26 protein-coding genes and 1 pseudogene are annotated in these 25,632 nt (G+C 63.4%); 12 read left to right on the plus strand and 15 right to left on the minus strand.

Annotated elements, in window-relative coordinates; translation table 11 throughout:
- Positions 1-20 precede the first annotated feature (20 nt).
- A complete protein-coding gene (locus MTAB308_RS19315) occupies positions 21-830 on the minus strand; it encodes a sulfotransferase family protein (protein ID WP_077101320.1) in 810 nt (269 codons plus the stop codon).
- A gap of 407 nt (positions 831-1,237) precedes the next feature.
- Here MTAB308_RS19315 and MTAB308_RS19320 point away from each other — a divergent pair, with 407 nt between their 5' ends.
- Complete coding sequence (locus tag MTAB308_RS19320; RefSeq protein WP_157900976.1) at positions 1,238-1,486, plus strand: hypothetical protein; 249 nt, start codon at positions 1,238-1,240, stop codon at positions 1,484-1,486.
- 691 nt (positions 1,487-2,177) lie between these two features.
- On the opposite strand, the gene MTAB308_RS19325 is transcribed toward MTAB308_RS19320, so the two are convergent.
- Both MTAB308_RS19325 and MTAB308_RS19330 read right to left on the minus strand, forming a co-directional pair.
- Positions 2,178-3,326, minus strand: coding sequence for a PPE family protein (locus tag MTAB308_RS19325; RefSeq protein WP_245831530.1), 1,149 nt, complete (start codon positions 3,324-3,326; stop codon positions 2,178-2,180).
- Positions 3,327-3,382: 56 nt separating this feature from the next.
- Positions 3,383-3,682, minus strand: coding sequence for a PE family protein (locus MTAB308_RS19330; protein WP_066916244.1), 300 nt, complete (start codon positions 3,680-3,682; stop codon positions 3,383-3,385).
- A gap of 793 nt (positions 3,683-4,475) precedes the next feature.
- On the opposite strand from MTAB308_RS19330, the gene MTAB308_RS19335 reads away from it, so the two are divergent.
- The gene (locus tag MTAB308_RS19335) at positions 4,476-5,036 is read left to right on the plus strand and encodes a MarR family winged helix-turn-helix transcriptional regulator (protein WP_083746703.1); all 561 of its coding nucleotides are present in this window, start codon (positions 4,476-4,478) and stop codon (positions 5,034-5,036) included.
- Between the two features lie 58 nt (positions 5,037-5,094).
- On the opposite strand, the gene MTAB308_RS19340 is transcribed toward MTAB308_RS19335, so the two are convergent.
- From MTAB308_RS19340 to MTAB308_RS19350, 3 genes are all read right to left on the minus strand, one after another.
- A complete protein-coding gene (locus MTAB308_RS19340) occupies positions 5,095-5,970 on the minus strand; it encodes a peptidylprolyl isomerase (protein WP_077104542.1) in 876 nt (291 codons plus the stop codon).
- 87 nt (positions 5,971-6,057) lie between these two features.
- Complete coding sequence (locus MTAB308_RS19345; protein ID WP_235852804.1) at positions 6,058-7,140, minus strand: hypothetical protein; 1,083 nt, start codon at positions 7,138-7,140, stop codon at positions 6,058-6,060.
- A 171-nt stretch (positions 7,141-7,311) separates the two neighbouring features.
- Positions 7,312-8,463: a hypothetical protein gene (locus tag MTAB308_RS19350; protein ID WP_077101328.1), complete on the minus strand. Its 1,152-nt coding sequence runs from the start codon at positions 8,461-8,463 to the stop codon at positions 7,312-7,314.
- A 642-nt stretch (positions 8,464-9,105) separates the two neighbouring features.
- On the opposite strand from MTAB308_RS19350, the pseudogene MTAB308_RS29895 reads away from it, so the two are divergent.
- Positions 9,106-9,555: pseudogene (locus MTAB308_RS29895) on the plus strand (Fur family transcriptional regulator); the annotation flags it as partial.
- 774 nt (positions 9,556-10,329) lie between these two features.
- Here the strand turns inward: MTAB308_RS29895 and MTAB308_RS19360 are convergent.
- The 4 genes from MTAB308_RS19360 to MTAB308_RS19370 form a co-directional block, all read right to left on the minus strand.
- On the minus strand, positions 10,330-10,923 hold the full coding sequence (locus MTAB308_RS19360; protein WP_077101330.1) for a DUF3558 domain-containing protein: 594 nt from the start codon (positions 10,921-10,923) through the stop codon (positions 10,330-10,332).
- A gap of 54 nt (positions 10,924-10,977) precedes the next feature.
- Positions 10,978-11,115, minus strand: a complete 138-nt coding sequence (locus MTAB308_RS28985) for a hypothetical protein (protein ID WP_157900978.1) — start codon at positions 11,113-11,115, stop codon at positions 10,978-10,980.
- A gap of 253 nt (positions 11,116-11,368) precedes the next feature.
- Positions 11,369-11,782 carry a type II toxin-antitoxin system VapC family toxin gene (locus MTAB308_RS19365; RefSeq protein ID WP_077101332.1) on the minus strand — a complete coding sequence of 138 codons (414 nt, stop codon included), beginning with the start codon at positions 11,780-11,782 and terminating at the stop codon, positions 11,369-11,371.
- Positions 11,775-12,029, minus strand: a complete 255-nt coding sequence (locus MTAB308_RS19370; protein WP_066916240.1) for a type II toxin-antitoxin system Phd/YefM family antitoxin — start codon at positions 12,027-12,029, stop codon at positions 11,775-11,777. The genes MTAB308_RS19365 and MTAB308_RS19370 overlap by 8 nt, the downstream gene beginning before the upstream one ends.
- A 268-nt stretch (positions 12,030-12,297) precedes the next feature.
- Here MTAB308_RS19370 and MTAB308_RS19375 point away from each other — a divergent pair, with 268 nt between their 5' ends.
- Genes MTAB308_RS19375 through MTAB308_RS19385 form a run of 3 tightly spaced genes read left to right on the plus strand, consistent with a single transcriptional unit; the run spans position 12,298 to position 14,213 of the window.
- The gene (locus MTAB308_RS19375; RefSeq protein ID WP_066916238.1) at positions 12,298-12,930 is read left to right on the plus strand and encodes a nucleotidyltransferase domain-containing protein; all 633 of its coding nucleotides are present in this window, start codon (positions 12,298-12,300) and stop codon (positions 12,928-12,930) included.
- Between the two features lie 38 nt (positions 12,931-12,968).
- On the plus strand, positions 12,969-13,331 hold the full coding sequence (locus MTAB308_RS19380) for a hypothetical protein (RefSeq protein WP_245831447.1): 363 nt from the start codon (positions 12,969-12,971) through the stop codon (positions 13,329-13,331).
- A 51-nt stretch (positions 13,332-13,382) separates the two neighbouring features.
- Positions 13,383-14,213, plus strand: a complete 831-nt coding sequence (locus MTAB308_RS19385) for an SDR family oxidoreductase (protein ID WP_077104546.1) — start codon at positions 13,383-13,385, stop codon at positions 14,211-14,213.
- Here MTAB308_RS19385 and MTAB308_RS19390 read toward each other — a convergent pair.
- Positions 14,196-15,086 carry an NAD(P)-dependent oxidoreductase gene (locus MTAB308_RS19390; protein WP_077101334.1) on the minus strand — a complete coding sequence of 297 codons (891 nt, stop codon included), beginning with the start codon at positions 15,084-15,086 and terminating at the stop codon, positions 14,196-14,198. The genes MTAB308_RS19385 and MTAB308_RS19390 overlap by 18 nt on opposite strands.
- Positions 15,087-15,105: 19 nt before the next feature.
- On the opposite strand from MTAB308_RS19390, the gene MTAB308_RS19395 reads away from it, so the two are divergent.
- A complete protein-coding gene (locus tag MTAB308_RS19395) occupies positions 15,106-15,897 on the plus strand; it encodes an SDR family NAD(P)-dependent oxidoreductase (RefSeq protein ID WP_077101337.1) in 792 nt (263 codons plus the stop codon).
- A gap of 68 nt (positions 15,898-15,965) precedes the next feature.
- On the opposite strand, the gene MTAB308_RS19400 is transcribed toward MTAB308_RS19395, so the two are convergent.
- Complete coding sequence (locus MTAB308_RS19400) at positions 15,966-16,250, minus strand: hypothetical protein (protein ID WP_142308749.1); 285 nt, start codon at positions 16,248-16,250, stop codon at positions 15,966-15,968.
- A gap of 122 nt (positions 16,251-16,372) precedes the next feature.
- Between MTAB308_RS19400 and MTAB308_RS28990 the strand changes: the two genes are divergently transcribed.
- Positions 16,373-16,663 (plus strand): hypothetical protein, encoded by a 291-nt coding sequence (locus MTAB308_RS28990; protein WP_142308748.1) that lies wholly within the window; start codon positions 16,373-16,375, stop codon positions 16,661-16,663.
- A gap of 60 nt (positions 16,664-16,723) precedes the next feature.
- On the opposite strand, the gene MTAB308_RS19405 is transcribed toward MTAB308_RS28990, so the two are convergent.
- Positions 16,724-18,268: an LCP family protein gene (locus MTAB308_RS19405; protein WP_077101339.1), complete on the minus strand. Its 1,545-nt coding sequence runs from the start codon at positions 18,266-18,268 to the stop codon at positions 16,724-16,726.
- Positions 18,269-19,145: 877 nt separating this feature from the next.
- On the opposite strand from MTAB308_RS19405, the gene MTAB308_RS19410 reads away from it, so the two are divergent.
- The 4 genes from MTAB308_RS19410 to MTAB308_RS19425 all read left to right on the plus strand — a co-directional run bounded on the left by MTAB308_RS19410 (position 19,146) and on the right by MTAB308_RS19425 (position 23,190).
- Positions 19,146-19,754: a TetR/AcrR family transcriptional regulator gene (locus MTAB308_RS19410; protein WP_077101341.1), complete on the plus strand. Its 609-nt coding sequence runs from the start codon at positions 19,146-19,148 to the stop codon at positions 19,752-19,754.
- 63 nt (positions 19,755-19,817) lie between these two features.
- Positions 19,818-20,564, plus strand: a complete 747-nt coding sequence (locus MTAB308_RS19415; protein ID WP_077101343.1) for a TetR family transcriptional regulator — start codon at positions 19,818-19,820, stop codon at positions 20,562-20,564.
- 176 nt (positions 20,565-20,740) lie between these two features.
- Positions 20,741-21,724 (plus strand): AAA family ATPase, encoded by a 984-nt coding sequence (locus tag MTAB308_RS19420; RefSeq protein WP_077101345.1) that lies wholly within the window; start codon positions 20,741-20,743, stop codon positions 21,722-21,724.
- Entirely contained in the window at positions 21,724-23,190 is a 1,467-nt protein-coding gene (locus tag MTAB308_RS19425) for a S8/S53 family peptidase (RefSeq protein ID WP_108637359.1), read from the plus strand. The genes MTAB308_RS19420 and MTAB308_RS19425 overlap by 1 nt, the downstream gene beginning before the upstream one ends.
- 37 nt (positions 23,191-23,227) lie before the next feature.
- Here MTAB308_RS19425 and MTAB308_RS19430 read toward each other — a convergent pair whose 3' ends face one another.
- Both MTAB308_RS19430 and istA read right to left on the minus strand, forming a co-directional pair.
- Positions 23,228-24,040, minus strand: a complete 813-nt coding sequence (locus tag MTAB308_RS19430) for an ATP-binding protein (RefSeq protein ID WP_077097804.1) — start codon at positions 24,038-24,040, stop codon at positions 23,228-23,230.
- Complete coding sequence (gene istA / locus MTAB308_RS19435) at positions 24,037-25,590, minus strand: IS21 family transposase (protein WP_077097370.1); 1,554 nt, start codon at positions 25,588-25,590, stop codon at positions 24,037-24,039. Before istA ends, MTAB308_RS19430 begins: the two co-directional genes overlap by 4 nt.
- Positions 25,591-25,632 lie beyond the last annotated feature (42 nt).

A 25,632-nucleotide genomic window follows, 5' to 3' on the forward strand; every position in this document is an offset into this window, starting at 1 on the left:
CATCTAAATGTTCCGAGCGCTCACACGACCTGCAGGCCCTCGGGCATATCCCGCGGATTGCGCCAGAACGCGTCGTTGACAAAGCGGTTGAAGAGGTCGGGCGGCAGCAACGTGGTGCGCGGCTCGGCTTTGACCGTGCCGCGCACGGTGTGCAGCCCCGGCGTACCGGCACGCTCGTCGAACTCGGTGACGTCGTAATCGACATGTCCGAAATCGTGTTCATACAGTGGCTCACCGATAAACGCATAGATCGCGTGCATAACCTTGGCCGGGTCGGTGCTCAAGGTTTCATACTGGACAAGGAGCAGCCGATCCGTTTGCGCTCCGTAACACGCCTGCTTCAGCGCGTCGTAAGGGCCACCGACCATCCCATCGGGCCCCACAACACCCATAGCGCGGGTATAGACGGTGCCGCCGGGTTCGAAGTTGAAAATCGACGACGGGCTGAACACGTTGCGTTGCACCAACCGCTCGATGCTGTCGATCACCCACGGCAACTCGCGCACACAGGCAATGACCTTCGATTCGGGAAATAGCCGCGCTATGGCCGGCATCCACGCGCACCACGCACGGTTGGTATCGAAGATCACCTCGGCGGGCCTTTCGGCATAGAAGTTGTCGAACAGCCCATGCAGGATGCGCTCACGCGTAGCGTCATCGATAAACACCGAAAACTCATTGCGCGCACTCATCTGACCCAGCAGCGCGCCAAACAGCCCAGCCAACGGACCTGACATGCCGGCCTCAAAGCGCGGGTTCTGCCGCAACAAAGCCGCCAACAAAGTCGAGCCTGACCGCGGCAGACCCGAGATGAAATGCATTGATGCCATGCGGCGTCTCCTGGCTCAGGTTCACTTTGTGTGGGCGTTACCAGAGATATCGCCCTGGACTTATTCCATATGGTAACTGATCGCACGTGACCGCGACTGCATGTGATAACAACTGGCAGTCGCCTGGCGGCGGCTAGCAAATTCCGCTGACCGTCACATGAATCCTTCAACATGGTGGGCGGGGGTCGGCTGATGACATCCGCAGAGCCTGCGCGATTTCGCTGGCCTGTCGAGACTGAACGAGTAACGGGAAACTGCCAAATTGAGCCAACTGTTGCAAAGTGCAACCAATCTGTGCGGTCATCGAACGACTATGTACATCGGTGAACAATCCGCCGGTCGCATCCCGGGCGCATAGGCCGTCGATTATGCTCGTGGCATCACACCTAAGCGGCAGGAGAAGCATCGTGACGGACCCCAATGCCATCGCCGGGCTGCGGAGTATGAGAGTTCCCGAGGGGATGGGCAGCAGTCAGGCCCTCAAGGACTTCCTGATTGTTCAGAGCCAGGTCGACCAAAGTTCCACTTCCCTCGACGAGCAGATCAATGCCCACCGGCAGATGCTCGGTTTGCTCATCGCGTCGCACTTGGAGGTCGTTAACATCCTCGGTGCCATCGAGGAAACCCTAAAGGTAATGTCACAGCGATCCGCCTAGCTGACTTGTTGTCGGCGACGGCATCTCGGCCGTTAGTAGCGAGTCGAGACCACATCCAGCGTACAGGCGGAGCGAGCTTCAAACTATCGCAAATTGTCGGCTCCGAGAATTCGTCATGACGACGGCTCGGTCCACCGCTCAGCACACCTCAAGGTAGTGGTGCGTCAGAGACTCGCTGTTGCTCACGGCAAGTTGATCTTCTTCGGCGGGTAGCTGATCCGGAGGGAACTGTCACCCGCCGCGACCATCTCCTGGCGGGCCAGTGTGAGGATAGAGCTCAGTTCAGCGACATGCGAAATCAACATGTCGAAGTATTTCCTTTAACAGGCATCCCGTGCGTAGCCCTAGAACGCCTTCGATAGCTTACTGCAGCGCGGCTGGCATCTGAACTATTAGCTCTTTTGTTCGGATGAACGTCGAGGCGCGCGCAATAATCGATTGACCGAATGGTCACGCAGTCCGGAAGCGGGTAACGACTCCTGCAAGGTGTGAACCGCTCCGTCATCTCTCCTCCAGTCGGTTTGATGGGCAGTGGAAAACAGCAAATAATTAAAGTGAGCGAGACGGCGGCTCTTCGGGCTCCGCACCAGGCCCAATTGAGACTGCCGGTTAAACCTTTATCCGTGAGCGTCGATGCCTTCACCTTGGAAGCTGGGCGCAAGCGAAGGAAAATGGTCAACAATGTATTTGATCAGCCGCCGGCTGGCGAATGGGGGATGACTTTTGCGCCCGGCACTTTGCCGGCGATGCTGCCCATACCGCGGCCGCTCAGGGCTCCCATCAGCGCCTGGGCGAAGGGGCTGGATGGCATGGCCGATGCTTGTGCCATCGGTGGTGTGGCCACGCTGGTCGGAGGCAGCACCGGGGCGGCGCGGGTCATCCCCTGAGCGGCCGTCGACCAACCCGGCGGAATCGACAGCCCACCGATTTTCGCCGCATGCGCCAACTCCCCGGAGATGGTCGTTCCCCACGACTTGAGTTGATTGGTCACCCCGCCGACCACCAATTGCATCTTGCCGTCCACGAGCTGACCAATGCTGGTGAGGAGCTCCTCGCTACCCGTCAGGCCCGTCGCCCCCGTGGAGTTGGCGGTCGCGTTGCCCATGTTTGTGAGCAACGAAATGGGCTGCTGACCCATGCTCACCATGTAGTACGCAGCCTCCAGGGAATATAGCGACGATTGGCTGAATCCGCCGCCATTCAACAACGTACTCAGACCGGTGGTGTTCAACATCCAGGCCACCGGGGGCGCCGCCGACAGCGAACTCAGCGCCACCTGCGTCTGGGTGCCCAGAGTCGTCAACGCCGCCAACACACTGGCCCCATCGGTGAGACCCAGCGCCGGTGTCGCAGCCGCCGCGTTCGTCATCGACGGCGGGACACTTAGCGCCGGCACCTGCACCGCGCCGCTCGCCGAGGCCGCATACTCATTCATCGCAGCCACGTCCTGGGCCCACATTTCCATGTACTGGGCTTCAGTCGCCGCGATTGCCGGACTATTTTGACCGAAGATATTGGTGGCCACCAACGCCGCCAACAATGCCCGATTCGTCGCGACCACCGCCGGGGGCACCGTCATCGCAAACGCCGTCTCGTACGCGGAGACCGCCGCGCTCGCCTGGGCACTGGCCTGCGCCGCCGCCGCCGCCGTGGCGCCCATCCACGACACATACGGGGCGGCTGCACCGGCCATGGCCATCGCAGACGGACCCGACCACCCACTGCTCAAATTCGCAATCACCGACTGATAGGAGCTCGCCGTGGCATACAAATCGGTAGCCAACCCATCCCAAGCCGCGGCAGCCGCCACCAACGGCCCCGACCCCGGCCCGGCGTACATCAACGCCGAATTGACCTCCGGCGGAAAAAACGCGAAAAACACGGCGACCGTCCTTCTTAACCGGCCGCAGCCGTATTCGCCGCCTCGGCCACCGCGTATGACGTACCACCGGTGGCCATGGCGCCGACAAATGCGTCATGAATCTGACTGGCCATCGTCGCAACCGTTTGATACGCCAGCCCATGGACAGCGAACTGTGTGGCCACCAACGCCGACACCTGGTCGGCCGCCGGCGCCACCACCTGCGTTGTCGGACCTTCCACCGCCGCGCTCGCCGACACCATGGACGCGCCAATCGTCGACAGATTCCCTGCCGCAGCGGTCAACAATTCTGGTCGCGTGATCACAAAGGACACGCCCCACCTCCTTCAACACGACCACCGAGCTCCTTGCTTGGTGGATACCATCCAATTGCTATGCCGGATTGGTCATCTCACATCTGGCGTCTTCTGGTCCAGTAACATTTCGACCCACTGCGGCCTGCTGCCGACACCTCACGGATTCCGTTCGGGCGGTGCTGGGCAGGCAAGCCGCCCTCGTGGCCGCCAGTTGGCTTCCGCGTATGAAAGAGCTGAGATCGGAACCTTTTTTCATGTCGTTATCCAACGCAGTGACAGCAATGTCCGTATCTCGGGAATGCTGGTCAGCCGGGAGCTGAGCAGCGCACATCCAGACGCTTCAAGACCCTTCGCGAACACGGCGACCTCGAGGAGGCTCAGGCTTGCGACGGCCATCCCCCGGATGCCCGGGCGCCTAAGCGCTAACCGCATTTCCATCTCCTCTGACGTCTCGCGGATCGCATAACCAGCCGCGTGACCGCACAGTATCGAAGACGTCCTGTCGGAATGTGCTGTTCGGAATCAAAGACCCAAGCCTGCTTCGCATCTACCGCACCGGGCAACGCCTCGGCGAACCAAGCCGACTGATCAGTCGGCTTGGTTCGTGCTATCAGCAAATGTTTACCAGGGCTAGATTGTTTCAACGTGACAATACCTGCCGGTAACAAGACGACGAGTCATAAGGGCGAAGTTCGGTTATCCCGCAACGGTATTCATCCGTTAGCCGACCGACCGGGCCGGTCGCGCCCGTGCCAGCGGCGTGGTCGATTTCGCTTCTCATTGCATGATGTGTCGCTTACTATCCGGATTCATGAACGGCCTCATCGGCGGCCGGACCGCCAGCGATATACCCGGATTGGATATAGCCGAGCAGAAGTCTTGGGAGAATTTCCTCGCGGCAGCCATACACGTGTATGCCGTCTTGAACGGGCGATTGGTTGAGGCACACGGGTTGACGCTCGGAGACGTGAATTTGCTGCAGATATTGAGCAACTCACCCGCCGGTAGCGCCCGCATGGGTGACCTAGCTGCCGCACTTCCGTCTCCGCCAACGCATGTGACCCGGAAAGTCCGTCGCCTTGAAGGCCATGAACTGGTACATCGTGGTGTTAGCCCCATTGACCGGCGCGGCGTGATAGCCACCATCACTGACCGAGGTCGCGCGCTGGGAGAACAGGCGATGGTGACCTACGCCAGGGAAGTCCGAAAGATCTTCCTCGGCCAGATGTCGCACGCGCAGATCAGCGCCATGGAAGACAGGTGCCACCGGATAGCCGAGGCGCTCAAAGAGTCTGAGGCCGCGGCCAACCTTGTCCATTTCTCGACCCGTCGCGCCCGGCATCCGGGTCCGCTGCGAGGGCCGAAAACTTAACCGAAAAATTTTTGGAGCCGTACGACCACCAGGGTCTCGGCGCCGGATCGCACGCCAGTCAGCCGACCTGCACTGACTTAATCGTCACGTTGGTAGCCGGGGGCCCGTCGTCGCCACCGCCTACGACGCCTCCTTTGGCGATGCTGTTGAGCGTAGCCAGGCCCTCTGCATCAACCTTGCCGAACACGGTGTATTCCGGCGGTAGCTGGGAGTCCTTGTAAACCAGGAAGAACTGACTGCCGTTGGTGCTTTGCCCGGTGTTGGCCATGGCGACGGTGCCTCGCACGTAGACCACGGGCTGATGTGCCGTGGGGTCGTCCGGTTTAAACTGGTCGGTGGGATACTCGTTCCCAAATTGATAACCCGGGCCACCGGTGCCGTCGCCTTTAGGGTCGCCGCACTGGAGCACGCCGAGCTTCGGTGATGTGGTCAGCCGGTGGCAGTGGGTGTCGTCAAAGAACTTCTGTTTTGCCAGGCTGGTGAAGCTGTTCACCGTACATGGTGATTCGTTGTTGGCCAGCGTCAGCCCGATGGGACCCCGGTCGGTCATGATGCTGACTTTTATTTGTGCGGGATCGGTCGCTACCTTGCCCGCCTGTGGCGGGTCTACCGGTTTGCTGGCCGGCGCAGGCGACGGTGCGTATTCACAGTTCGCACCCACATCGACGGACGGTGCAAACGACGGCATAGGGGGCGCTCCGACCGACGCGGCGGGAGCGGGTCTGGAGCTACTCGCGGCTTCCGCGGCCTTATGGTGGTCGTCACGGTTGGCGAGAATGATGCTGACCACAACGGCGGCAATGGCGGCCATCGCCGCGACGGCCGAACCGACGGCGGTCAGGGTTCGGCGGCGGCGGTCCATCCGGGTCTGGCGCTCCAGGCGTTGTCGCAGTTTGAGTTTGGCTGCCGCTCGTCGCTCTTCGTTGGTCGGCACTGCCACCATTCCTCCGTGGTTGTCTTGCAAATCGGGGCGAAGTGTGGCCTTGGCTGGCCGAGCGCTTCGTCCTGTCGATAAACGGGATTACCTGCCTTGCACGGCAGCACAGGCTCCCAGGACCGTTGTGGAGAGGTAATTGGCCGCATTTGCCAGATGATTGTCGGGCGGCGAATATGTCGGCACGGCGAGGGCGAAAGCGCGGCGGTATTCAGCCGAGAGGCCGGCGAAATCCTGCCAGACGGGATTGCCGCTACTGCGGCCCAGCTGGTCAAGGCTGGCGGCGAATGTGTTCATCGCCTGAGCGGCGGCGTAATTAGTCGCTCTTTGCTCCTCGTTCCAGAGGATGGAGGGGATAGTCGGGTTGATGTTCTGCCACGCGGCGGTTTGCTGCCCGAACTGGTCCAGCGCCGACTTCCATTGCGCACAGACAGGATTGGGTCTGATCAGAAAGGGCTGCGGGTTTGCCGCATTTCCTACGGGCGGGACCTGCGACGGCGCCCCCTCGGGGGGCACCATCGGTCCGCGCGCCGCCGCCGACCCATCGGTGATGGCGGTGCAGATCGCCCCAAGCGCCGAGGCCGCGCTGTTTGCCGTGCCGGCAAAATTGTCGTCGGCCGGTGTGTATTTCTGGATATGCATGGCATAGGCGAACGAGTAAGCAATAAATTGCTCGTACAGTTCGCGGACGATGCGATGAGGTGTCAACTTCACCAGGCCGACGGTTTCCGCGGCCGCGTTTCGCATCGACTGCGCTGCCGCCATGAATTGCATGCGCAGCTTGTCGTCCCATGCCGAGGCTGGGACCGATCGGTCTCGATCGTTCCAAATGCCCTGTCCGTCATTGGCCAGCGAATTGTTGATCTGTGTCCACCCCGCGCAGCTGGGATCATCAGTAATGATGGCGGCGGGCCCGACGTCGTGCGCGCTGGCGACCGCAGCAGCTTCCTGGTTGGTACTTGCTCCCGACTGAGCGGACGACGAATTGTTTTCCGAATTGCTGCTGTCGAAGAACAACACCGCTGCCAGGATGATCGCCAGAACTGCGACCAGAGTCGCAGCGCCCAATGCCCGTTTCAGGTTCCTGTTTTCATCCGGGTCGTCGATGTCGTCGTCGTCATCAACGTCATCGTCATCGTCGTTGTCCAATGCGCGGGTGTGAGGCTTCACGCTCGGCAGCTTAAGTCAGAACGCGTCCGCTGTCGACGAATTCGCGATTTGAGCGCACCACCGTGCTACACGGAAGGTGCCCAACGGGATTCGAGGAACCGGGCCGCTAGCGCTGCAATTGTTTACGTATTGAAATATCGATCTGGTCATCGTGCACTGCCAGCCTGCTGCTCAGAAAGCGCGGACGACTGCGCTGACGATCCTCGTCAACGCGCTGGGAATCATCCGAGCCAGATTGCCACTCAGACCACTCAATAGACCGGTAATGCCGTTGCCGCCCAGTAATGCGGTGAGCTCCACACCCGCCGATCCTATGGACGCGGCCGCTCCTGGCGTCGTCGGCTCAGCTAGTGCGTGAGCGAGTTGCGTGGGCCAGGTGACCAGCAGTTGCTGAAGCAGGCTGCCGTTATTGAGCAGGCCGGTAAAGGCCTCGCCAGTCGGGTTGTAAATGGCGCTCGGGTAGACGTAGCCCTTGAGAAGGTCGCCGGCCAGGTCGGCGGGCACCTTGAGAAGGTCGGTCAGTGCCGCCGCGCCGTTCGCCGAGGACACGTCGCTGCCAATCTTGCCGAGATCCGCCAAAAGCCCGAAGGTGACGCCGATTTCGGGAGACAGTAGGGCGTCGCTGAGGAATTTCAGATTCGCGTAGGTCATAAACGTCTCGGTCACGTTCGTCAAGGTTTGCAGCATTTGGCCGGGGATCGTCGGCGTCGGCGGCGCCCCGGCCTTGGCGGTGCTAAGGAATGGGCTCAGCAAGGGCTTCATCGTGTGGTCCAACGCCTCCAGCGCCCACTCGTCGTAGTAGCCGAAGGCGCCGAAGAGGTTGCCCTGCTGCAGGGCGGCCAGGATCTGCTGCAGCGTGCTGCCCGACTCCGTCACACCAGCGTGCGTGACGGACCCCCCGAACAGCCCGAAGACAAATCCGTCATCGCCGCCGTACCACCCGCCGTAAACCGCGTTCTGCAAACCGGTTTGGGCACCCGAGAGCGCGGCGCTCAGCAGGCCTCCGTAACCGGAAAAGTTCGTTCCCGTCTGTTGCAAAAGCCCGGGAATCGCAACCTCGGCCCCGCCGCCCAGGGTCTGCAGATTGATAACCGCTTGACTGGCGACGTCTTCGTAGTTGCCGAGCACATCGCCGATACCGCTGGTGAGCTGGACCGCGCGGTGCTGGGCCTCGGCCAGCGTGTGCGTCGCGGCCAGACTGGGGGCTACCGGGTTCGCGGCGATAAGGCCGGCGCCAACCATGGCGGCGCCAGCGAGCAGCAATTTACGGGGGCTGCCCCGCAAGAGCTCGCCGATCGGATCGGGACGAGGGGAAAGCTGCACAGCGTCTCCTTAAGTACTTGGCTGTCAACACGCCGCGACGGACGCTACCTGAGGACCGCGGCCCAAACAATAGGCTTGCCTAAGCTAATTAAGGGCAGCCTCACCTAGTTTTCGTCGCCGGCCAGTTCTCAACCGCGGCCCGCGTTCGGGTGCTGACGGCTCGATGCGCTCGGGACCGATCGGTGCGCGCATGCCTCCCGCTGTCACGCAAGCCCGGGGCCGTTGACCATCCGAACGTCGGCTCACCAGCGTTGCGTAATGCCCATGACTGATTGTGCGGCGGGGAGTTCCGTGGACGGGAGTCAGGGTCTTCGTGGCTGCCGACGGATAGTTTCGACTTGAACTTCGCGTCGTGCTCTGCGTGTTCGCCACCGGCGCCACGGTATGGGCCGTGATCAGTGTCTTGGTAACGGCGGGTACGTCGTTGGCGGCGGATGGCCTTGCACGGCTTTGGTGAATTGCTCCAAGTGACAGCGTTTTCGGCAGTGTCTCGGCTACTGTTCAGCGCGCGTCAAACTTACGCCAGTTGCGATCGTCGTTCCAGACCGTCCTCAAGCGCGCCACAACGCCAGCGGGTTTCACGGTTCGATGAGAGGGGCCAGAGGCTTGATCAATTCCAGCAAAGACCTTCGCCTGGCGCAGGTGCCCTCGGTGGCGCTATATGCGGGGCGTCTTCGTTCGGCCGATCTGCGGGTGACGCGCCCGCGGATTGCGGTGCTTCATTCGGTGCACCTGAACCCGCACGCCGACACGGAAACGATCATCGAAGCCGTGCGCGCCTGTCTGCCCGACGTGTCCCGGCAGGCGGTGTACGACATCCTGCACGCGCTGACCGACGTCGGTCTGTTGCGACGGGTACAGCCCCCGGGCTCGGTCGCGCGCTACGAAACTCGCGTCGGCGACAACCACCATCACATGGTCTGCCGGAGTTGCGGGGCGATCGCCGATGTCGACTGTGCCGTCGGCGCGTCACCCTGCTTGACCGTTTCGGACACCAGCGGCTTCCAACTCGACGGTGCGGAGGTCATTTACTGGGGTCGCTGTCCCGGCTGCTCGGTATCACAGGTGCCTCAAGCCATCGGGGACCACAGTCCCACAGAACAACTCCCCCCCGGCCTGCTTAGCTCGGGCGACAGCGGCAACCTGCCAGCGAGCGATGGCCAACCGTTGCCGACGCCAACGCCAACCCCGGGCCCGGGGGAATGGCTTGCTCCCGGCCCGCTCACGCCCATTACCGGGTTGAAGGCGGCCGGAATTGGGACAGGCGGGCTGGGAGCCAATGCCGGCTGGGCTCGCTACGACATCGCTGATGCCACAGTGGCTAGCAACGAGCATCCCATCGAGCCTTCCGTTTCACGCCCGTCAACGTCTATATGAAATGAGTTGCTCGCACCGGTAGGCTGGTGCGTCGTGGGGTTCAAGGTTAAAGCATCCGCGGCGGCACGAGCTGCCGCCGCAGGAGTAGTGCTGCTTGCCGGCTGGGCGGCATCCGCGGCCGTCGCCGACGCCTTCCAGGTTCGTGGGTGACCTTGGGGTAGCTGCCGCCAGTTCGAGGGACCCCAATTTTCCTGCCCGCGTTATCATTCCGCCGAACGGGCGGAACCCGTCGGGGTGTAGCAGACCCGACGCTCGGCGGTTGGCCGCGGTGCACCACAGCACAATTCGGTGACGGCGTTTCCTGGATCCCGCGAAGGATGTCTGAACGGGATCCAGCTAGGAGGCATACTCGGCCAGATATCGGATTAGCGCGGTCTCGATATCTTGCAGAACGTTGCGACCGTGGTCGAGGCAGTGGAGATCGCCACCGATCAGCTGGGTGCCCTCAGGTGCGGCTACCTCGCCAGCCTCCGCTATGCCCTGTGGGGATTAGAACTTGTAATACGGCGCGAGGTCGTTGGCGCGTTGCAGATTGGTGGACATGCAGTCCACCTCCGGGTTGGAGTAGACGGTCGAGAAGTACAGCGCCTGCTGCAGCACCCCGTAGCTGGTCTTGAACACGACCATGCAGGAGTAGTACCAGAAGCTGTTGTGATAGGTCGGCTTCATCACCCAGTACTGCGCGGCCCGGTGACCCTGGATGGTGGTTTCCACGGCGTCGGGGGCCAGGGACTGTTCGTAGGTGCGCCAGATGATGGGCTCGACGGCCAGCTGGTAGTTGCCCGCGTCGAAGTGGCAGCGCAGCCCGTCCTCGTGTTCCGGAGGCGTGAACGCCAGCCCGAGCCGCTGCACGACGTCGAACGGAATGTCCTCGCACGCATCGAAGGGACGCGGATCGGTCGTCGCGACGATGGGGCTTTTCATTGTGGTCTCCATCGGCGCCGCCGTCGAGCGCAGCTCGACGGGCCCGCCCCCGCTGGGCCCCGCCGGTGCGCTCTGCCAGCCCACCGCCACCGCCGTGGCCAGCGCGCCCAGCGCTGAGATCAGACGCAGATTGGCAACCCTTGACGGCTCGGCGGTCACCTGCCGGAGTGTACAAGTCGAGTGCGCGCGATCACAGTCAAAAATGAACTACTTCTAAACCAGCACCACCGCGCGGCGGAAGAGGCCGCGCCAAGGCCGGCGGTAGGTCGTCGCACTGGACGCGGTTTCGGCATCACGACCTTGCGTGGCGAAGCCGTGGTCGTTGGCGTCATTGCGGTGATCGTGGGTCAATCGTCGAATAGATTTGGCGGCCATAGCCTTTGGAAGGCGACCTGCCAATTCACGCCTGCGATGACCGATGAGCACTGAAATTGGCGACGACGCCGTCTCTTTCGGTGCACACCGAGGTGGTCTGGCCTTATGGTCACGCTGACGGTGCCGTGGGCTCGGTGACGGGCAGCAAGGCGGCTGCAGCCGAAGTTCCGCGGACAGGTCGATTGGCTCCGGCTGGTTTCATGGTTGTGCTCGGCTGAACCCGTGGGGATCAGACGCCGACGATAGTCAGGAGGTCATCGAGCCCTCGGAAGTCATCGACGTTGCGCGTGTAGAGCGCAAGGTTGGCGGCCACTGCGGTGGCGGCGATCAACAGATCCACGGCTCGGGGGCCACGTGCCTTGCGCCCCGCCGCGACGATCGCGGCGTAGATGCGTCCGTAGGCCCTCGCCGAGTCGCCATCGAACGGCAGAGGATCAAAGCTGGCCTCGGCACGTTGTAGGCGATCTTGACGTCGTGCTCGCTCGTGCGCCTCGGCCGTCGCGTGAGGGCCGGCGGCAAGCTCAGCCATGGTAAGGGCGCTGATAGCGAGTTCGATTGGGAGCTGCTCGGCGTCGATGTGATCCAGATCGATCACGACCGAGGTGTCAATGAGCCCCAGCGGCGGACGAGGAGCCTCAGCCACGAGGCGTGATCTCCTGGCTGGCGGCCCGATCTAGATCCGCCCGGAACCGGTCGAACCCCACCCGCGGAGCGCCCCTGAACGCGGCGACGGCCGCCTCGGCGCTGATGAATCGGTTCCGGCGCAGTGGGGAGAGCTCGCCGACCAAGATTCCATTCCTGGTCACGACGAACGACTCGCCCTGGTCAAGCTGGCGCATTATCTCGCCGCTGTTATTGCGCAACTCCCGCTGAGTGATCTGTTTGGCCATACCGGAGTGTAGCACACGTGCTACGCAGCCCATGCATGGTGGCGGCCATCTCGACGGCAGGTAGGCGTGGCATGGGCAACGGCGGGGCCGGCGTAGGTGGGCCGGCGTAGCGACGTGCCTGGACTTAGCCCCGCCCAGTGTGAGCCTCTGTGTCGCGTTGACGTGTCAGCTTCCACGGTTGATCCGACTATAGTACGGTTATATCAACTAAAGTACGCTTAGACCAACTATAATACGCTTAACGTTGGGTGATCGCATGGAGGCTCCGATGCAGTTGAACCGACCTTTCGCCACAGTGACCCCGACCCTCGATGGCGATGTGTTGACAATCTTGGCGACGCACAATGCCGCATTCACGACCGGCCAGATCCATCGAATCCTGGATGGCTTCTCCGAGGAAGGGATACGCAAGGTCCTCGCGAGGCTCGTCCTCCAGGGCGTGGTTCTGGCCGATCGAGTGGGTAACGCGTTTGTCTATCGACTCAACTCCGAGCATCTTGCGGCAGAGCCGATCAAAGCACTAGCGCGGCTGACAAGCACATTCTTTTCTCGCCTTGAGCAACGCCTCGACGGCTGGGATCAACCGCCGGCATACGCGGCGGTTTTTGGATCCGCGGCGACGGGCCGGATGACGCTGCACAGCGACGTCGACATCTTCTTGGTACGTGGTAGGGATGCGACAGAGAGCATTTGGTCACGCCGTGTCGGCGAGCTCACGACCGCGGTGACTGAATGGACAGGCAACGATGCGCGCGTTGTCGAGTTCACGATCGACGAGCTGCGTCGTTCGGGTACCGAGCCCATGGTCCGCGATGTCGTAGAACACGGCCTCACCGTGGCCGGTTCACGAGCGTGGTTAGTTAAGCAACTCCGAGCGATTCCGAAGAAAGATCGAGCATGATGACCAGGCGCACGAGGCAGTGCTCCGAAGCCGTCCGGGTGGGCCGGCTGAAGAAGGCGACCGAGTTCCACGATGCCGCTGTGCTCATCGAAGACGACGCGCCGAACGCGGCGGTAGATCTATTCGTTGACGCCGGTATCGCTGCTGCAGACGCCATATGTTGTTGTCGACTGGGCGTGTACTCCGCCGGCGAGAGTCACAATGAGGCGATCGCCTTGTTGGAAAAGGCGGAGCGTGACGTAGCAAGGCACCTCCAAACCCTGCTGAACCTGAAGTCCAAAGTCGCATACTCCCACCAACCGGTGACCACGGACGATCGCAAGAAGGCCGGTCGGGCGGCCTCGAAATTGGTCGAGGTCGCCCGCCGCGTCGCACAGCCTGAGACCCGCCAAGGCGGATGACCGCTCGCCTATGCTAGAACCCGTTTCAGTTTCGGCGTGAAGGGACGCGGCGTGCAGCTATCTTTCGACAACCGGACGTACCTGGTGACCGGTGGTGGCAGCGGGATCGGCAAAGGGGTCGCCGCCGGGCTGGTGGCGTCCGGCGCCTCCGTCATGATCGTCGGCCGCAACCCCGATCGGCTGGCGGCCGCCGTCAAGGACATCGAGGTGCTCAAGGCCAATGGCTCGGTTCGGTATGAGCCCGCCGACATCACCAACGAGGACGAAGCGGCCCGCGCGGTCGACGCCGCCACGGCCTGGCACGGCCGGCTCCACGGCGTGGTGCATTGCGCGGGCGGGTCGGAGACCATCGGGCCGATCACCCAGATCGACTCGGAGGCCTGGCGTCGCACGGTCGACCTGAACGTCAACGGCACCATGTACGTGCTCAAGCACGCCGCCCGCGAGCTGGTGCGCGGCGGCGGCGGATCGTTCGTCGGGATCTCCTCGATCGCGGCCAGCAACACCCACCGGTGGTTCGGCGCCTACGGCGTCACCAAGTCGGCCGTCGACCACATGATGCAGCTCGCCGCCGACGAACTCGGCCCCTCCTGGGTCCGGGTCAACAGCATCCGTCCGGGCCTGATCCGCACGGATCTGGTCGTGCCCATCACGCAGTCACCCGAGCTGAGCGCGGACTACCGGCAGTGCACGCCGCTGCCGCGGGTGGGCGAGGTCGAGGACGTCGCCAACCTGGCGATGTTCTTGCTGTCCGACGCGGCTAGCTGGATCACCGGGCAGTGCATCAACGTCGACGGCGGCCACATCCTGCGCCGCGGCCCGGACTTCTCGGCGATGCTGGAACCGGTGTTCGGCGCCGAGGGATTACGCGGAGTGGTCTGAGCTTCCGGCGTCCCGGGCGGAGAGGGTGGCGAGGGCCGACCAGTCCAGGTGCCCGCCGCCGGTCGCCACCAGGGTGAGGAAGCGGTCGCGCAGCAGGCTGGCCACCGGCAGCGGCACCTCCAGCTGCTCGCCGGCCGCGAGCACCAGCCGGACGTCCTTGAGGCCCAGGCTCGCCGCGAAGCCGGCCGGCTCGAACTCCTGACGCGCGATCAGCCCGCCGTAGGTCTGATAGGCCGGCGCGGCGAACAACGTCGACGTGAGGATGTCGACGTACTGCTGCCTGTCGATACCGGCCTTGGACACCAGCGCCACGGCCTCGGCGATCGTTTCGATCGCCGACGCGAGCAGGAAGTTGCCGCTCAGCTTCACCAGGTTGGCGGTGTGCGGCTGCTCGGACACCACAAAGGTGCGCTGGCCGATCGCGTCGAACAGTTGAGACAACGGCTGCAGCACCTCCGGAGCGCCCGCCGCGATCACGAAAAGCTGTGCGGCAGTGGCCGCTTCGGGCCTACCGAACACCGGCGCGGCGGCGTAGCGCTGGCCGGCTTCGGCGTGCGCGGCGGCAAGGCGCTCCGACAGCGCGACGCTGATGGTGCTCGACGACACGTGCGTGGCCCCCGCGGGCAGCGAGGCCGCGATCCCGTCCGGGCCGAGCGTGACGGCCGCCACGGCCCGGTCGTCGGCCAGCATGGTGAACACCACCTCGGCGCGGCACGCCTCGGCCACGGTGCGCGCCGCGGTCGCGCCGCGCTGCACGAGGGCCTGCGCCTTGTCGGGGGAGCGGTTGTAGACGGTGACGCGGTGACCCGCGCCGATCAGGTTCGCCGCCATGCCCCGGCCCATGTTTCCCAGGCCGATGAATCCGATGTCCATGCCATACACTCTGCCTTCTATGAAGCGACTCGAGGGCACGCGGATCCTGGTGACCGGCGCCGCGTCGGGGATCGGCCAGGCGACCGCGCTGCGGTTGCTCGACGAGGGCGCCGCCGTGGTGGCCTCCGACGTCGCCGAGGACGGCCTGGCCCGGACCAAGGCGCTGGCGGATGAGGCCGCGACCGCCGACCGCCTCACCACCATGGCGATGGACGTGGCCGACGAGGAGTCGGTGATCGACGGCGTCCGCCGGGCCGTCCAGATCCTCGGCGGCCTGGATTCGCTGGTCAACGCGGCCGGTATCCTGCGCGCCGCGCACACGCACGAGACCAGCCTCGAACTGTGGAATCGGATCGTCGGCATCAACCTGACCGGGACCTTCCTCGTGGTCCGCGAGGCGCTCGGTGCCCTGCTGGCGAATCCGCGCAGCGCGATCGTGAACTTCAGCTCGACGTCGGCGTCGTTCGCCCATCCATACATGGCGGCCTACGCGGCGAGCAAGGGCGGAATCCAGGCCTTCACGCATTCGTTGGCACTCGAATACGCCAAACAGGGACTGCGCGCGGCGTGCGTGGCGCCGGGCAGCATCAAGTCCGGAATCACCGATGCCACCGGGGGATACATTCCCGAAGACGCTGACTGGTCACTGTTCCCCAGGCTCATGCCCATCCTGCCCACCACTGTCGAATCCAGCGGGGCGGGAATGGCCGAGCCCAGTGCGATCGCCGGCGTCATCGCCATGCTGGTGTCCGAAGACGGCGCCTGGATCACCGGCACCGAAATCCGCATCGACGGCGGCACGCACGCCTGAGTCGACTCGCTGCGGGCCTCACGTGGCACGGCGAGAAAAGCGGGCCGGGACGGTTCCGCTTGTGCAGGCTATGTCGGGTTGGGATTTCGCCAGTCGGCGAAGCGGATGTCGCCACTCGGATCGGCGGCGTCGCGCTCGAGTTCTTCGATGTAGCCCGGCTGGTTCCTGAGCGCGTCCTCTAGGGCAGTACGCACGACGGCCGGAGTGAGGGTGACAGTGCCATCCGGGCTGGTGGTGACCAGATAGACGCTATGTTGCGCGGCCTTAGGGAGTGTGATTCGCCGACGGCTGTCAACTTCGATTAGCTCCATGGGTTCGCTCCCTTGACGCGGGTTCATTCCCGCGATTTTCATCCGCTGCAGCTCCACTATAGGTTTCCAACACCCTATCGGTCCAATGGGTAAAATGGGTGTCGGGGTATCGGGGAAATCGGGTGTTAGGCTGAGGGGTCATTCGGCATCGAAAGGCGCCCTCCTTGCCTCTTTCCTTCGCACCGGTTGCAGCGGACCGCTGGCGGTCCCTGGCCGGCAGCACGCACCACTACGAACGAGCGGTTCGCGCGGCCATTACCCCGATTCTGGAAGATCTCGATGCGCATCCTGAGTTGCACCGAGTCGGGGCCAGCCAGTTCCGGACAACGCCGACTACCTGGGCGCGCACCGTGGACGTCGGCGAAGGGGCGAGTTGGATGGTTGTCTGGACGACCGGCGAGACTGCCGGTGATATTCGGATTCTGCGCATCGAACCCGCTCCGTCCATGAGTTGAGATCCCTGCGGGAGTAACGGAAGCCTTAGGCGCGTCGCCGGCTTTGCCGAGGCTCAACGCCTAGTTGACGCACGGTACCCCGCCGCCGTCGATCGGTTTCCCCTGATCGGGCGTCGGGTAGGTAGTGGCGGCGCCGTTGTAGTAGTACGTGTTCGACTTGCTGGTCGTCGTGTCGTCCATCGTGGTGTCGTCCTGGACGGGCATCGAGAAGTTGGTGTCCACGGTCACGCGGATGTGCCCGGGCTGCACGGCGGCGTTGGGCTGCTTGGGCGCATCGAGCCCGAGCAGGGTTGCCACGTTACGCGCGTCGGTCTCCGCGCCGGCGCCGTACGCGATGGTGGTGGCGGTCGGTTCACCCGAATTGCGGTCGCGCACTTGACCCGCGGTGTAGCCGCGCTTCTTCAGGGCGCGGGACACCTCGGTGGCGAGCCCGCTCATGCTGCCGGCATTAATCACGTCGACGACGGTTGACGGGTTGGGTTTGGCGGCGGTGGTGGCGGCCGTGGTCGACGCCTGTGGCGCGCCGATCGCCTCGGCCACCTCGGCCTTGATCGCCGCCGGGTCGATGATGTTCACGTCCTGGCCGTCGATGTTGTCGTAGCGCACGACGGGCAGCGTCCGGAATTCGACGTTGCCGCTGGAGAACAGCGTGCCCAGGCGCTGAATCAGTTCCTCGTCCCAGCCGGACGACAGGACCACATCCTTGCGCGCCACCGCCATCAGGCTCTTGAGCTTGTCGATGTTGGTGAAGGTGCCCGAGGCCTGCAGCTCCTGCATGACCGACGAGATGAACGCCTGCTGCCGGTGGGTGCGGTCCAGGTCCCCGTTTTCCAGGCCGTGCCGCTGCCGAACGAACGAAAGCGCTTGGGAGGCATCCAGTCTCTGCCGCCCGGCCGGGAAGTCGGCGCCCGAATACGAGTCGTAGACAGCGTGATTCAGGCAGACGTCCACGCCGCCCAGCGATTGGGCCAAGTCGTAGAAACCGGCCAAGTTGACCTCGGCGAAATAGTCGATCGGAACGCCGGTGAGGCTGCGCACCGCGCGCAGGGTCGCCGCCCGGCCCGCCTCCCGGCCCTTCGTCTCGAGTTCCTTCTGGCTGTAGGTGCCCTGATTGGCGAGCTTGTTGGCGACGTATTGCTTGGTAAGTCCGTACGCCTCTTTGATTTTGATGTGGTTGTATCCGGGGACCCCGCTGAACGCCACCCAGTCGTCGCGGGGAATGGAGAAGGCGACGACCTTGTTGTCGGCGCCGATGTGCACCAGGATCAGCGTGTTGGTGTTGTAGCCGCCGTCGTCGGAATCGCCGGCGTGCAAGTGCTTGAGGATCGACCACGGCAGGTCGTTGCCGTCCTGGTCTTTGCGCGAGTCGAGCCCGATGAGCAAGATGTTCATGTTGTCCCCGCTGGAGCGCGGGTCCTCCGGGGACAGCGCGTCGGAGACCGTGATGCCGCCGAGCGCGCCGTGGGCCACGTAGTACCCGGCCCCGGTCATCAGCACGGCCCCCACCGACACCAGCGCCATCAAGCCCCGCGCCAGTCCCCTGCGAAGGCGCGACGGCGGGGCGGCGGCGCGGTGGCGATGATAGGCACCGCCGGAGGGTGCCATCAAAGTCCTCGCGCTTTCACCAGCGCACCACCCATCACCGCAACGGCGGTTTGCGGTGATGTCGCTTGCAGCATGCCGTCAAGTATGCGTGAGCTTGCTGTGATCCCCCCAATTCAGCGGGTGGATGTAACGAGGCTCACCCGCGCGGAGCGGGGCGCATTTCACCGGGCCGGCCCGGGTCCTACCAGCGTTTTTGGCCACAATTGCGGCGCGTGCTGTCGGGGATAGCGAGCCCAACTTGTCACCGAACCGATGCCATCCCGCGGCACCTGGCGGCTTCAGGCGGGTCTGAGCTGCCAGCCGTTCGTATCGGGCCTCGGTGATGCGTCATGGGGGCCGTGCCGTGGTCAGTGGGCGTCAGCTCGATCGCGCGCCGGCGGCACGCGGGACCGGGAGGCAACCGGATGGTTTTCGAGTGGCCTGGTCGCACTCCATGGTATTTAAAACTGAAACTATTTCCAACGTATGCCATCCTGCAAACGCCGTTTCGTCCCCGCGGGCCGCGGACGGTCCACGTTGTTTACCCATCGAAGTTGGTTGTGCGGCAGTGTGTTTCGGGGCCGGGAGCCCTACTCGCGGGTAATTTCGCGTTGAAATTTGCTATCCGTCCTGCGTGTTCGCCAGCTCGCCGCAGCATAGGCAGTGATCAGCGCCGCAGTCAGAATCGTTACGTTGCTGGCCGCGGAAGTCATGGAACGGCTTTATTGAATTGTTCCAAGCCGCACCAGATTCCGAGCCTGTTTCGGGTACCGTGCAGCCCACGTCAGATCGACGCCAGTTGCGATTATTGGAGGGCGGCGGAAATCGTCCGTGCATTGTGCCTTCCGATTGCCCGCGACCTAGATGACTCCTTCCCCGACCTGAAAACCGTTAAGGCATGACTCCACAGCGGCTAGAGCCGCAGCATCGACGCGAACAGCTGCTTGATGCCGGAGCTGCGCTGTTCGCGGAGAAGTCATATGAAGATGTGATGATGGAGGATGTCGCTCTCCACGCAGGTGTGTCGAGGGGAACGCTGTATCGCTACTACCCGAACAAGCGCGACTTCTACATAGCGATATTCAAGCGAGCTGGTAACCGGTTGCTGACACGCGCCAGCCCTGATCCGCGGTTACCGCTCGCAGAACAGCTTGCTAACGGACTTGAGGCCTACATCCAATATTTTGTCGATCACCCCTTTGAAGCGATCGCGATCAACCGCGGCGCATTGTCGGATGACCCGTCAATCCAGCCGATCGTCACCGAAGAGCTGAACGCGGTCGGCCAACGCCTGATCGACGAACTCGTCGCGGAGGGACGTCTGCGCGATGTCACCGAGGTCGCCGTAGAGGGTTGGTTGGCGTTCGTTCGTGCGGCCTGCGTGAAATGGGTTCAGTTACAGAAGATTTCGCGGGCAGACCTCACCGAGGTGTGCCTACGCGCGTTCGGCTGCGCTCTTGAGTTCTCTGAGAAGCCGCGTGCGCGGTCGGATGTATGCAATATGTGACCTCCGTTGGTTATTCCCCTTGACTTCTTCATCATCACGCGATCCCGAGGGAGAGAGGCACGTATGGCCACACGCAGCACCCGCCGCGCCCGCATCGCAGAGGCCACCCGACGCGACATCCTGGCAGCAGGACGCGAAATCTTTTCCCAGCAAGCCTATTCCGAGGCCACAATTACACAAATATGCTACGAAGCGAGCGTCACCCGTGGAGTCCTGCAACATCAGTTCGGTAGCAAGCTGGGTCTATTTGTTGCCGTATTCGAAAGCCTCCAACACGACGCGTCCGTCCAGATAAGCGAAGCCATCGACCAGCACCAAGACCCGCGGGAACAAGCACGCGCCGGCGTCGCTGCATTCTTAGACGCATGCACCCAACCCGCATACCAGACCGTTGTGCTCAAGGAAGGCCCCGCGGCTATGGGCTGGGAACGCTGGCGAGAACGCGTCGCGCATTGCTACGCCGACCTGGTACGAGCATTTGTCGACATGCTCGCACCCGCCGGACAGGATGAGTACGCGTCGGCCATCCTCACGGCAACTATGCGCGGCGTCTTGACTGAATTGTCCTTTCAAATCGCACAATCCAGCGATCAAGCCTTGGCCCGCGACCACGGACTGCTCATTGTGAGCTGCATTTTGAATTGCTTTCGCGCGACATCTCCCGACAGTGCTTCGCCTGAACCGATCCGTGTCGGTATCGGCCAACTGCGCGCCGGTGCCAGCAGATATCTGGACCGCGTAGCGGCCGGCGAAACCATCGATGTGCTCCGTCGCGGCCGCGTCGTCGTAAGCCTGCAGTCCACGCGCTGACCAACTCGACGCGGCGAGTGGCAACCGGCAACAGCGGAACCGCCAACGTTGGCGTTTCGTCCAAGGCAGTGCCGGGTTTACGCTGCGCAGGTCGGCGCGGCTTCGCCCTGCTTGGTGGGCGCTCGGTAGCATGTGTTGCACGGTTGAGTGCCTAGTGGGATGAGGGGAACGAGACCATGGCCCGTGCGGATCTCCTCTTGGCGCTCGTTCAGTCCGGCGCTGGTGGTGACGACTTGGCTTTTCGTCGAGCCGCGGAGGCGTTGATCGCAGAAGAAGAGAATAAGAAGCATAACGTGCTGGCCTCGCAGCTCACCGTGGCGCTTCGCCGAAAAAGGTCCGTCAATGCGACCAGCGTGACGGCGTTGAGTCGCAACGAGGCCACCCGTGGGTTGTTCCATGAGCAGGAGCCCGAGCGCCGTATAGCGGATTTGGTTTTGCCTGCGGAAGCGCGCCAGTCCGTGGCGCAACTTGTTGAAGAGCATTATCGACGCGATCTGTTGCGTAGCCATGGTGTCGAGCCGCGTCATCGCATCCTGCTCGTGGGTCCCCCCGGCGGGGGTAAAACATCGCTGGCGGAGGCGATCGCTACAGAGCTTGCGGTCTCGCTGCTCAGCGTTCGATACGAGGGTCTGATCGGAAGCTTTCTCGGCGAGACGGCGTCACGGATGGAGGCGCTGTTCGACGCGGTGCGCGTTCGGCCATGTGTTTTGTTTTTCGACGAGTTCGATGTGGTGGCCAAGGAACGCGGTGACACCCATGAGACGGGCGAGATCAAGCGGGTGGTCAGTTCGTTGCTGCTGCAAGTCGACCGTCTTCCGAGCCATGTTGTCGTGATCGCTGCGACCAACCATGCGGAGTTGCTTGACAGGGCCGTGTGGCGCCGGATGCAGCTGCGGCTGGAGCTTCCGCACCCCACCAGGGCTGGGAAAATCGAATGGCTGCAGGGCTGGTCGGCCAAGACCGGAATCGAGTTGGGACTAAGCCCGCGGACCGTCGCGGACCGGCTCGCTCGGGTCAGCTTCGCCGAACTCGAGGAATTCGCGCTCGACGTGCAGCGGCGTTCGATCCTGTGTGGGCCCGAGCCCGATGGCGCGGCTGTCACCCAGCAGGTGCTCAAGCAGTGGGCCGCCCGCGCTGGCGATGGCGATGACGCAGATTAATGCCGCCCGACGGTGAGGTCGGCGCGAACCGGCCGGTGATCTTGGGACGGATCGCTGCGCCTCGTCCGATCGCACCTCGACGTGGCGGAGGTGGCCGAATTCAGTTCACCGATACAGCCGCGCGGGCTCGTCGCATCGATGCGCGGTTCGAGGAAGCGCTGGCCGCCATCGGTGATCAAATCCTTATCGCCGAATCGATCCAAGCCGCCGATCCACAGCTGGTCCTGGTGTTCGAGGCGCTTGATGAGCAGATCGACCTCAGCAACGTCGCGGAGAGATTGGGCATCGAGATCCTAATTGAAGTCGAGGATGCCGTTCTGCCATCCGACGGCGTTCGCCTCATGAGCGAGAAGCCCAGGAATGCCTTCGTTTCGTCGTGCCTGCACGCGCTGTGCGTGAATCAGGCAGCGCTGGACAATCTGCTGTCGCTGTGGCGCGCCTGGAAAGACACGCAGCAACTGCCGCGCGGCTATTCGCCGCTGCGCAACCTGTTCGCACACCTTCGGGATATTCGCCCCTGGGGACCGCAAGACCGGCTCCGCACGATAGATTGGGCCGACTATTTCGAGGGGCGAATCGACGATCGCCTGCACTCGATCGAAATTGAACTCTGGTATCGCCGAACCGCTTCGGTGCGCGACAAGAGCCAGCGCGAAGTCACTGCTCTGGTCGAACAAGCCGGAGGCCGCGTCACCACGGTGCGGATCATTGATCAGATCGGATATCACGGGCTCAAGTGCGAGGTACCGACCAAACTGCTTCGCTGGCTTGCGGCTGGCGATTTCGACGGTGTTCAGGTAGTCCGTTCCGCCAACGTGATGTACCTGCGGGTTACCGGGCAGTCGCTTCCGATCGCGGGCCCTCCGACAGAGATTCACGGCGACATCGAGGATCCGCTACCCGGTGGGGATCCAGTACTGTGCCTGTTTGATGGCGTGCCCATGGCGAACCATGTTCTACTGCGAGATCGCGTAATCGTTTCTGACCCTGACGATCTCGCTCGTTCGGCGACGGTTGACGAACGACGTCACGGGACCTGGACGGCCTCGGTAGCTGTTTGGGGAGATCGTGGTTCGAACCAGCCACCAGCCGCGCGGCCGGTTTTGGTTCGTCCGGTATTGGTGCCCTCTGAGGAGACGAGCGATCGGACCGAGGAGCTTCCCCCCAACGAATTGGCACCGGATCTGATGTGGCGCGTCTTCCGCGAACTATTCGAGGGCACACCAGACCAGGCGGCAGCGGGCCCGAGCGTCGCCATTGTCAACATCTCGGTGGGCGATCCTGCCTCACCATTCGACACCGTCGTGTCGTCCTGGGCGCGCATCATCGATTGGCTGAGTTATGAGTATGGCGTTCTCATCGTGATTTCGGCCGGAAACCATGGGACGCTGAGGTTGTTGTCGCCTGCCAGGGTGATGGGACCTCTGGTTTGCCATGAGCATGGGACCGGGTTGTTCCGGTTGTAGGCCGTGTGTTGATAGTGGCGGAAGGGGTGGTTGCCGGTCAATCCGACGCAGTCGGAGAGGCCGGCTTTCGGTTTCCTGGCTTCTGGCGTTGCCGGTAGGACTCGCCTTCGACGACGAGTTCGTAGGCCGCTGATTGCAGTCGGTCCATCGCGGATTGGGCCAGCAGCGGGTCGGCCATCATGGTCAGGATCTCGGGTGGTTCGCGGTTGCTGGTGATGACGGTCGATGCGGCGCGGTGGCGTTCGACGATGATCTCGTAGAAGTCGGTCGTCTCGGTGGCCTCCAGGCGGTGCAGCGCGAGGTCATCGATTATCAGCAGTTCGACGCGGTGCAGTTTGCGCATCTCGTCTTCGTAGCTGCCGTCCAGGCGTGCCCCGCGAAGGCGTTTGAACATTTTGTCGGCCCGTTCGGTGTGCACGCTGTGATGCCGGCGTACCGCGATGTGACCTAATGCGTTGGCCAAGAACGTCTTTCCCACTCCTACCGGTCCCATGACGAGCACGTTGTAGGCGTCGGCGAGGAACCGCAGTGAGGTCAGCTCGGCCCATAGTTGTTGATCGAAAGCCACGGCGGCGGAGTCATCCCAGGCCTGTAGCTGCATGGCCGGATCGAGATGGGCGGCCTTGGCGCGCCGGGTCGCGGATTCGCGGTCGCGGCGGGTGACCTCATCTGCGAACAACAGTTCCAGGAAGTCGTGGTGTGGTAGCCGGTTGGTACGGGCCAGCGCCAGCCGTTCGGGCAGCGTGTCGAGCAGCTGGCCGAGTTTGAGGCGGCGCATCAACGCTTTGAGCTCGCCGGACACCTCGATTGGCTTGACCGCCGGCGTGGCGTCGGGGCGCTGTGGGCTCATGAAGGCCTCCGCACCGCGAAATCAGAGCTTTCTCGGACAAACCGCGACGCTGCCCCGGGCGGTTTCGGTAGCAGGGGCAGTTGTTCACCGCCGCCGCGGGTCAAGATCCGCTCGATCAGCCCGACGTCGATCACCTCGGCGTCCAGGGCACGCCGGCACGCGTCGTCGACCTCCTCGGCGCCGTGGCGGCGCACCAGCCCCAGCAGCCGGTAGACCTGACGCATCTTGGTCCACGGCAGCGGATGCTCGAGCACCGCTGCCGCGTAGGTGCCGACATGGGTGCCGTGGGCGGCTGCCTTGCGCTGCAGGGCATTCAGATCACGCATCGCATAGACCGACACCTCAGAGGGAAGATCGGCCGGATCAGTATGGCGGCGACCCGGGGCCACGACCGGATGCACCTTGATCAGCTCACCACGCCAATAGAGCTTGACCGAGTGTGCATCAGCACGGGCCTCGATGCGCTTGCCGACCAGCTCTCCGGGCACGCTGTAGAGGGCTTTGGCGACCTGGACGTGGCGGTCCGGGGCCACTTTCGGGCGCGTCCAGATCGGAACGTCGAAGGCGGTGTCGGATACGGGCCCTAGTGCGGGCAGCTCATCGCCGATGAACACCTCGGCCGGCCGCAGGCGGGTGGTGCCGTGAATGCGCATACCGGCGGTCTGAGCGCACCAATGTTCGGCGCGGCTGCGACAGTCATTGAGATCCCGGAAATCTTCTCCGGCAAAGAAATTCGATCGCACATACTGCACCATGCGTTCCACCCGTGGCTTATCTTTCGGGCTGCGCACCCGCGCCGGGTCGACCGCAAACCCACGAGCCTGCGCATACTCGCGGAACGCATCGTTGAGCCGAGGCTCGGTCGCATGCGCGGTGGTGACGATGGCTTTCATGTTGTCAGGGATCACCACCGCGAACACCCCGCCGAAGAACGCCCACGCCGCATCGAACCCGGCGATCACATCGTTCAGGGTCTGGCGGTAGGTGGGCCAGACGAACATGTGCCGCGAATACACCGCGGTAAAGATCAACCCCTGCACGACTCGGCGCCGACCATCGCTGGCGTCGGTGAGCATCCCGAGGCGGCCGAAGTCGACCTGCACCTCCGCACCCGGTTCGCAGTCGGCCACCGGCACCGTGGCTTGACGGCGTCCGAAATCCAATTCGGTTGTGGCGTAACGATTCAGCGTCCGATAGGACACCACCACACCGCGGCGCCCAAGCAGCGTGTGGATCTTGGTCAGCGTCAATCCGTCTTTGAGCCAGGCCTTGATCTGCTCATGCTCTGCAGCGATCGTCTCCCACGCCAGGCTCTTGCCGCTGGGCCGGTGCGGACGCACTCCGGCAATCACCGCCGCGATCAACTCATCAGTGAGCTGACCGTCTCCACCATCGCGGTCCAGCCCACTAGCACGGGCTCGGTCGACGTAGCGTCGCACCGTTTTGCGGTCGGTGCCCGACAGCCGGGCCACCTCCCGCAACCCCAACCCCTGCAGCCACAGCCGCAGCATCTCCACGATCTCGATCACCGACACCTCCCGGTAGCTCATCAGGCCAATACAGCGGCCCAACTACCGGAAGAACCCGACACC

The sequence above is a fragment of the Mycobacterium terramassiliense genome, from assembly GCF_900157385.1.
Classification (GTDB): domain Bacteria; phylum Actinomycetota; class Actinomycetes; order Mycobacteriales; family Mycobacteriaceae; genus Mycobacterium; species Mycobacterium terramassiliense.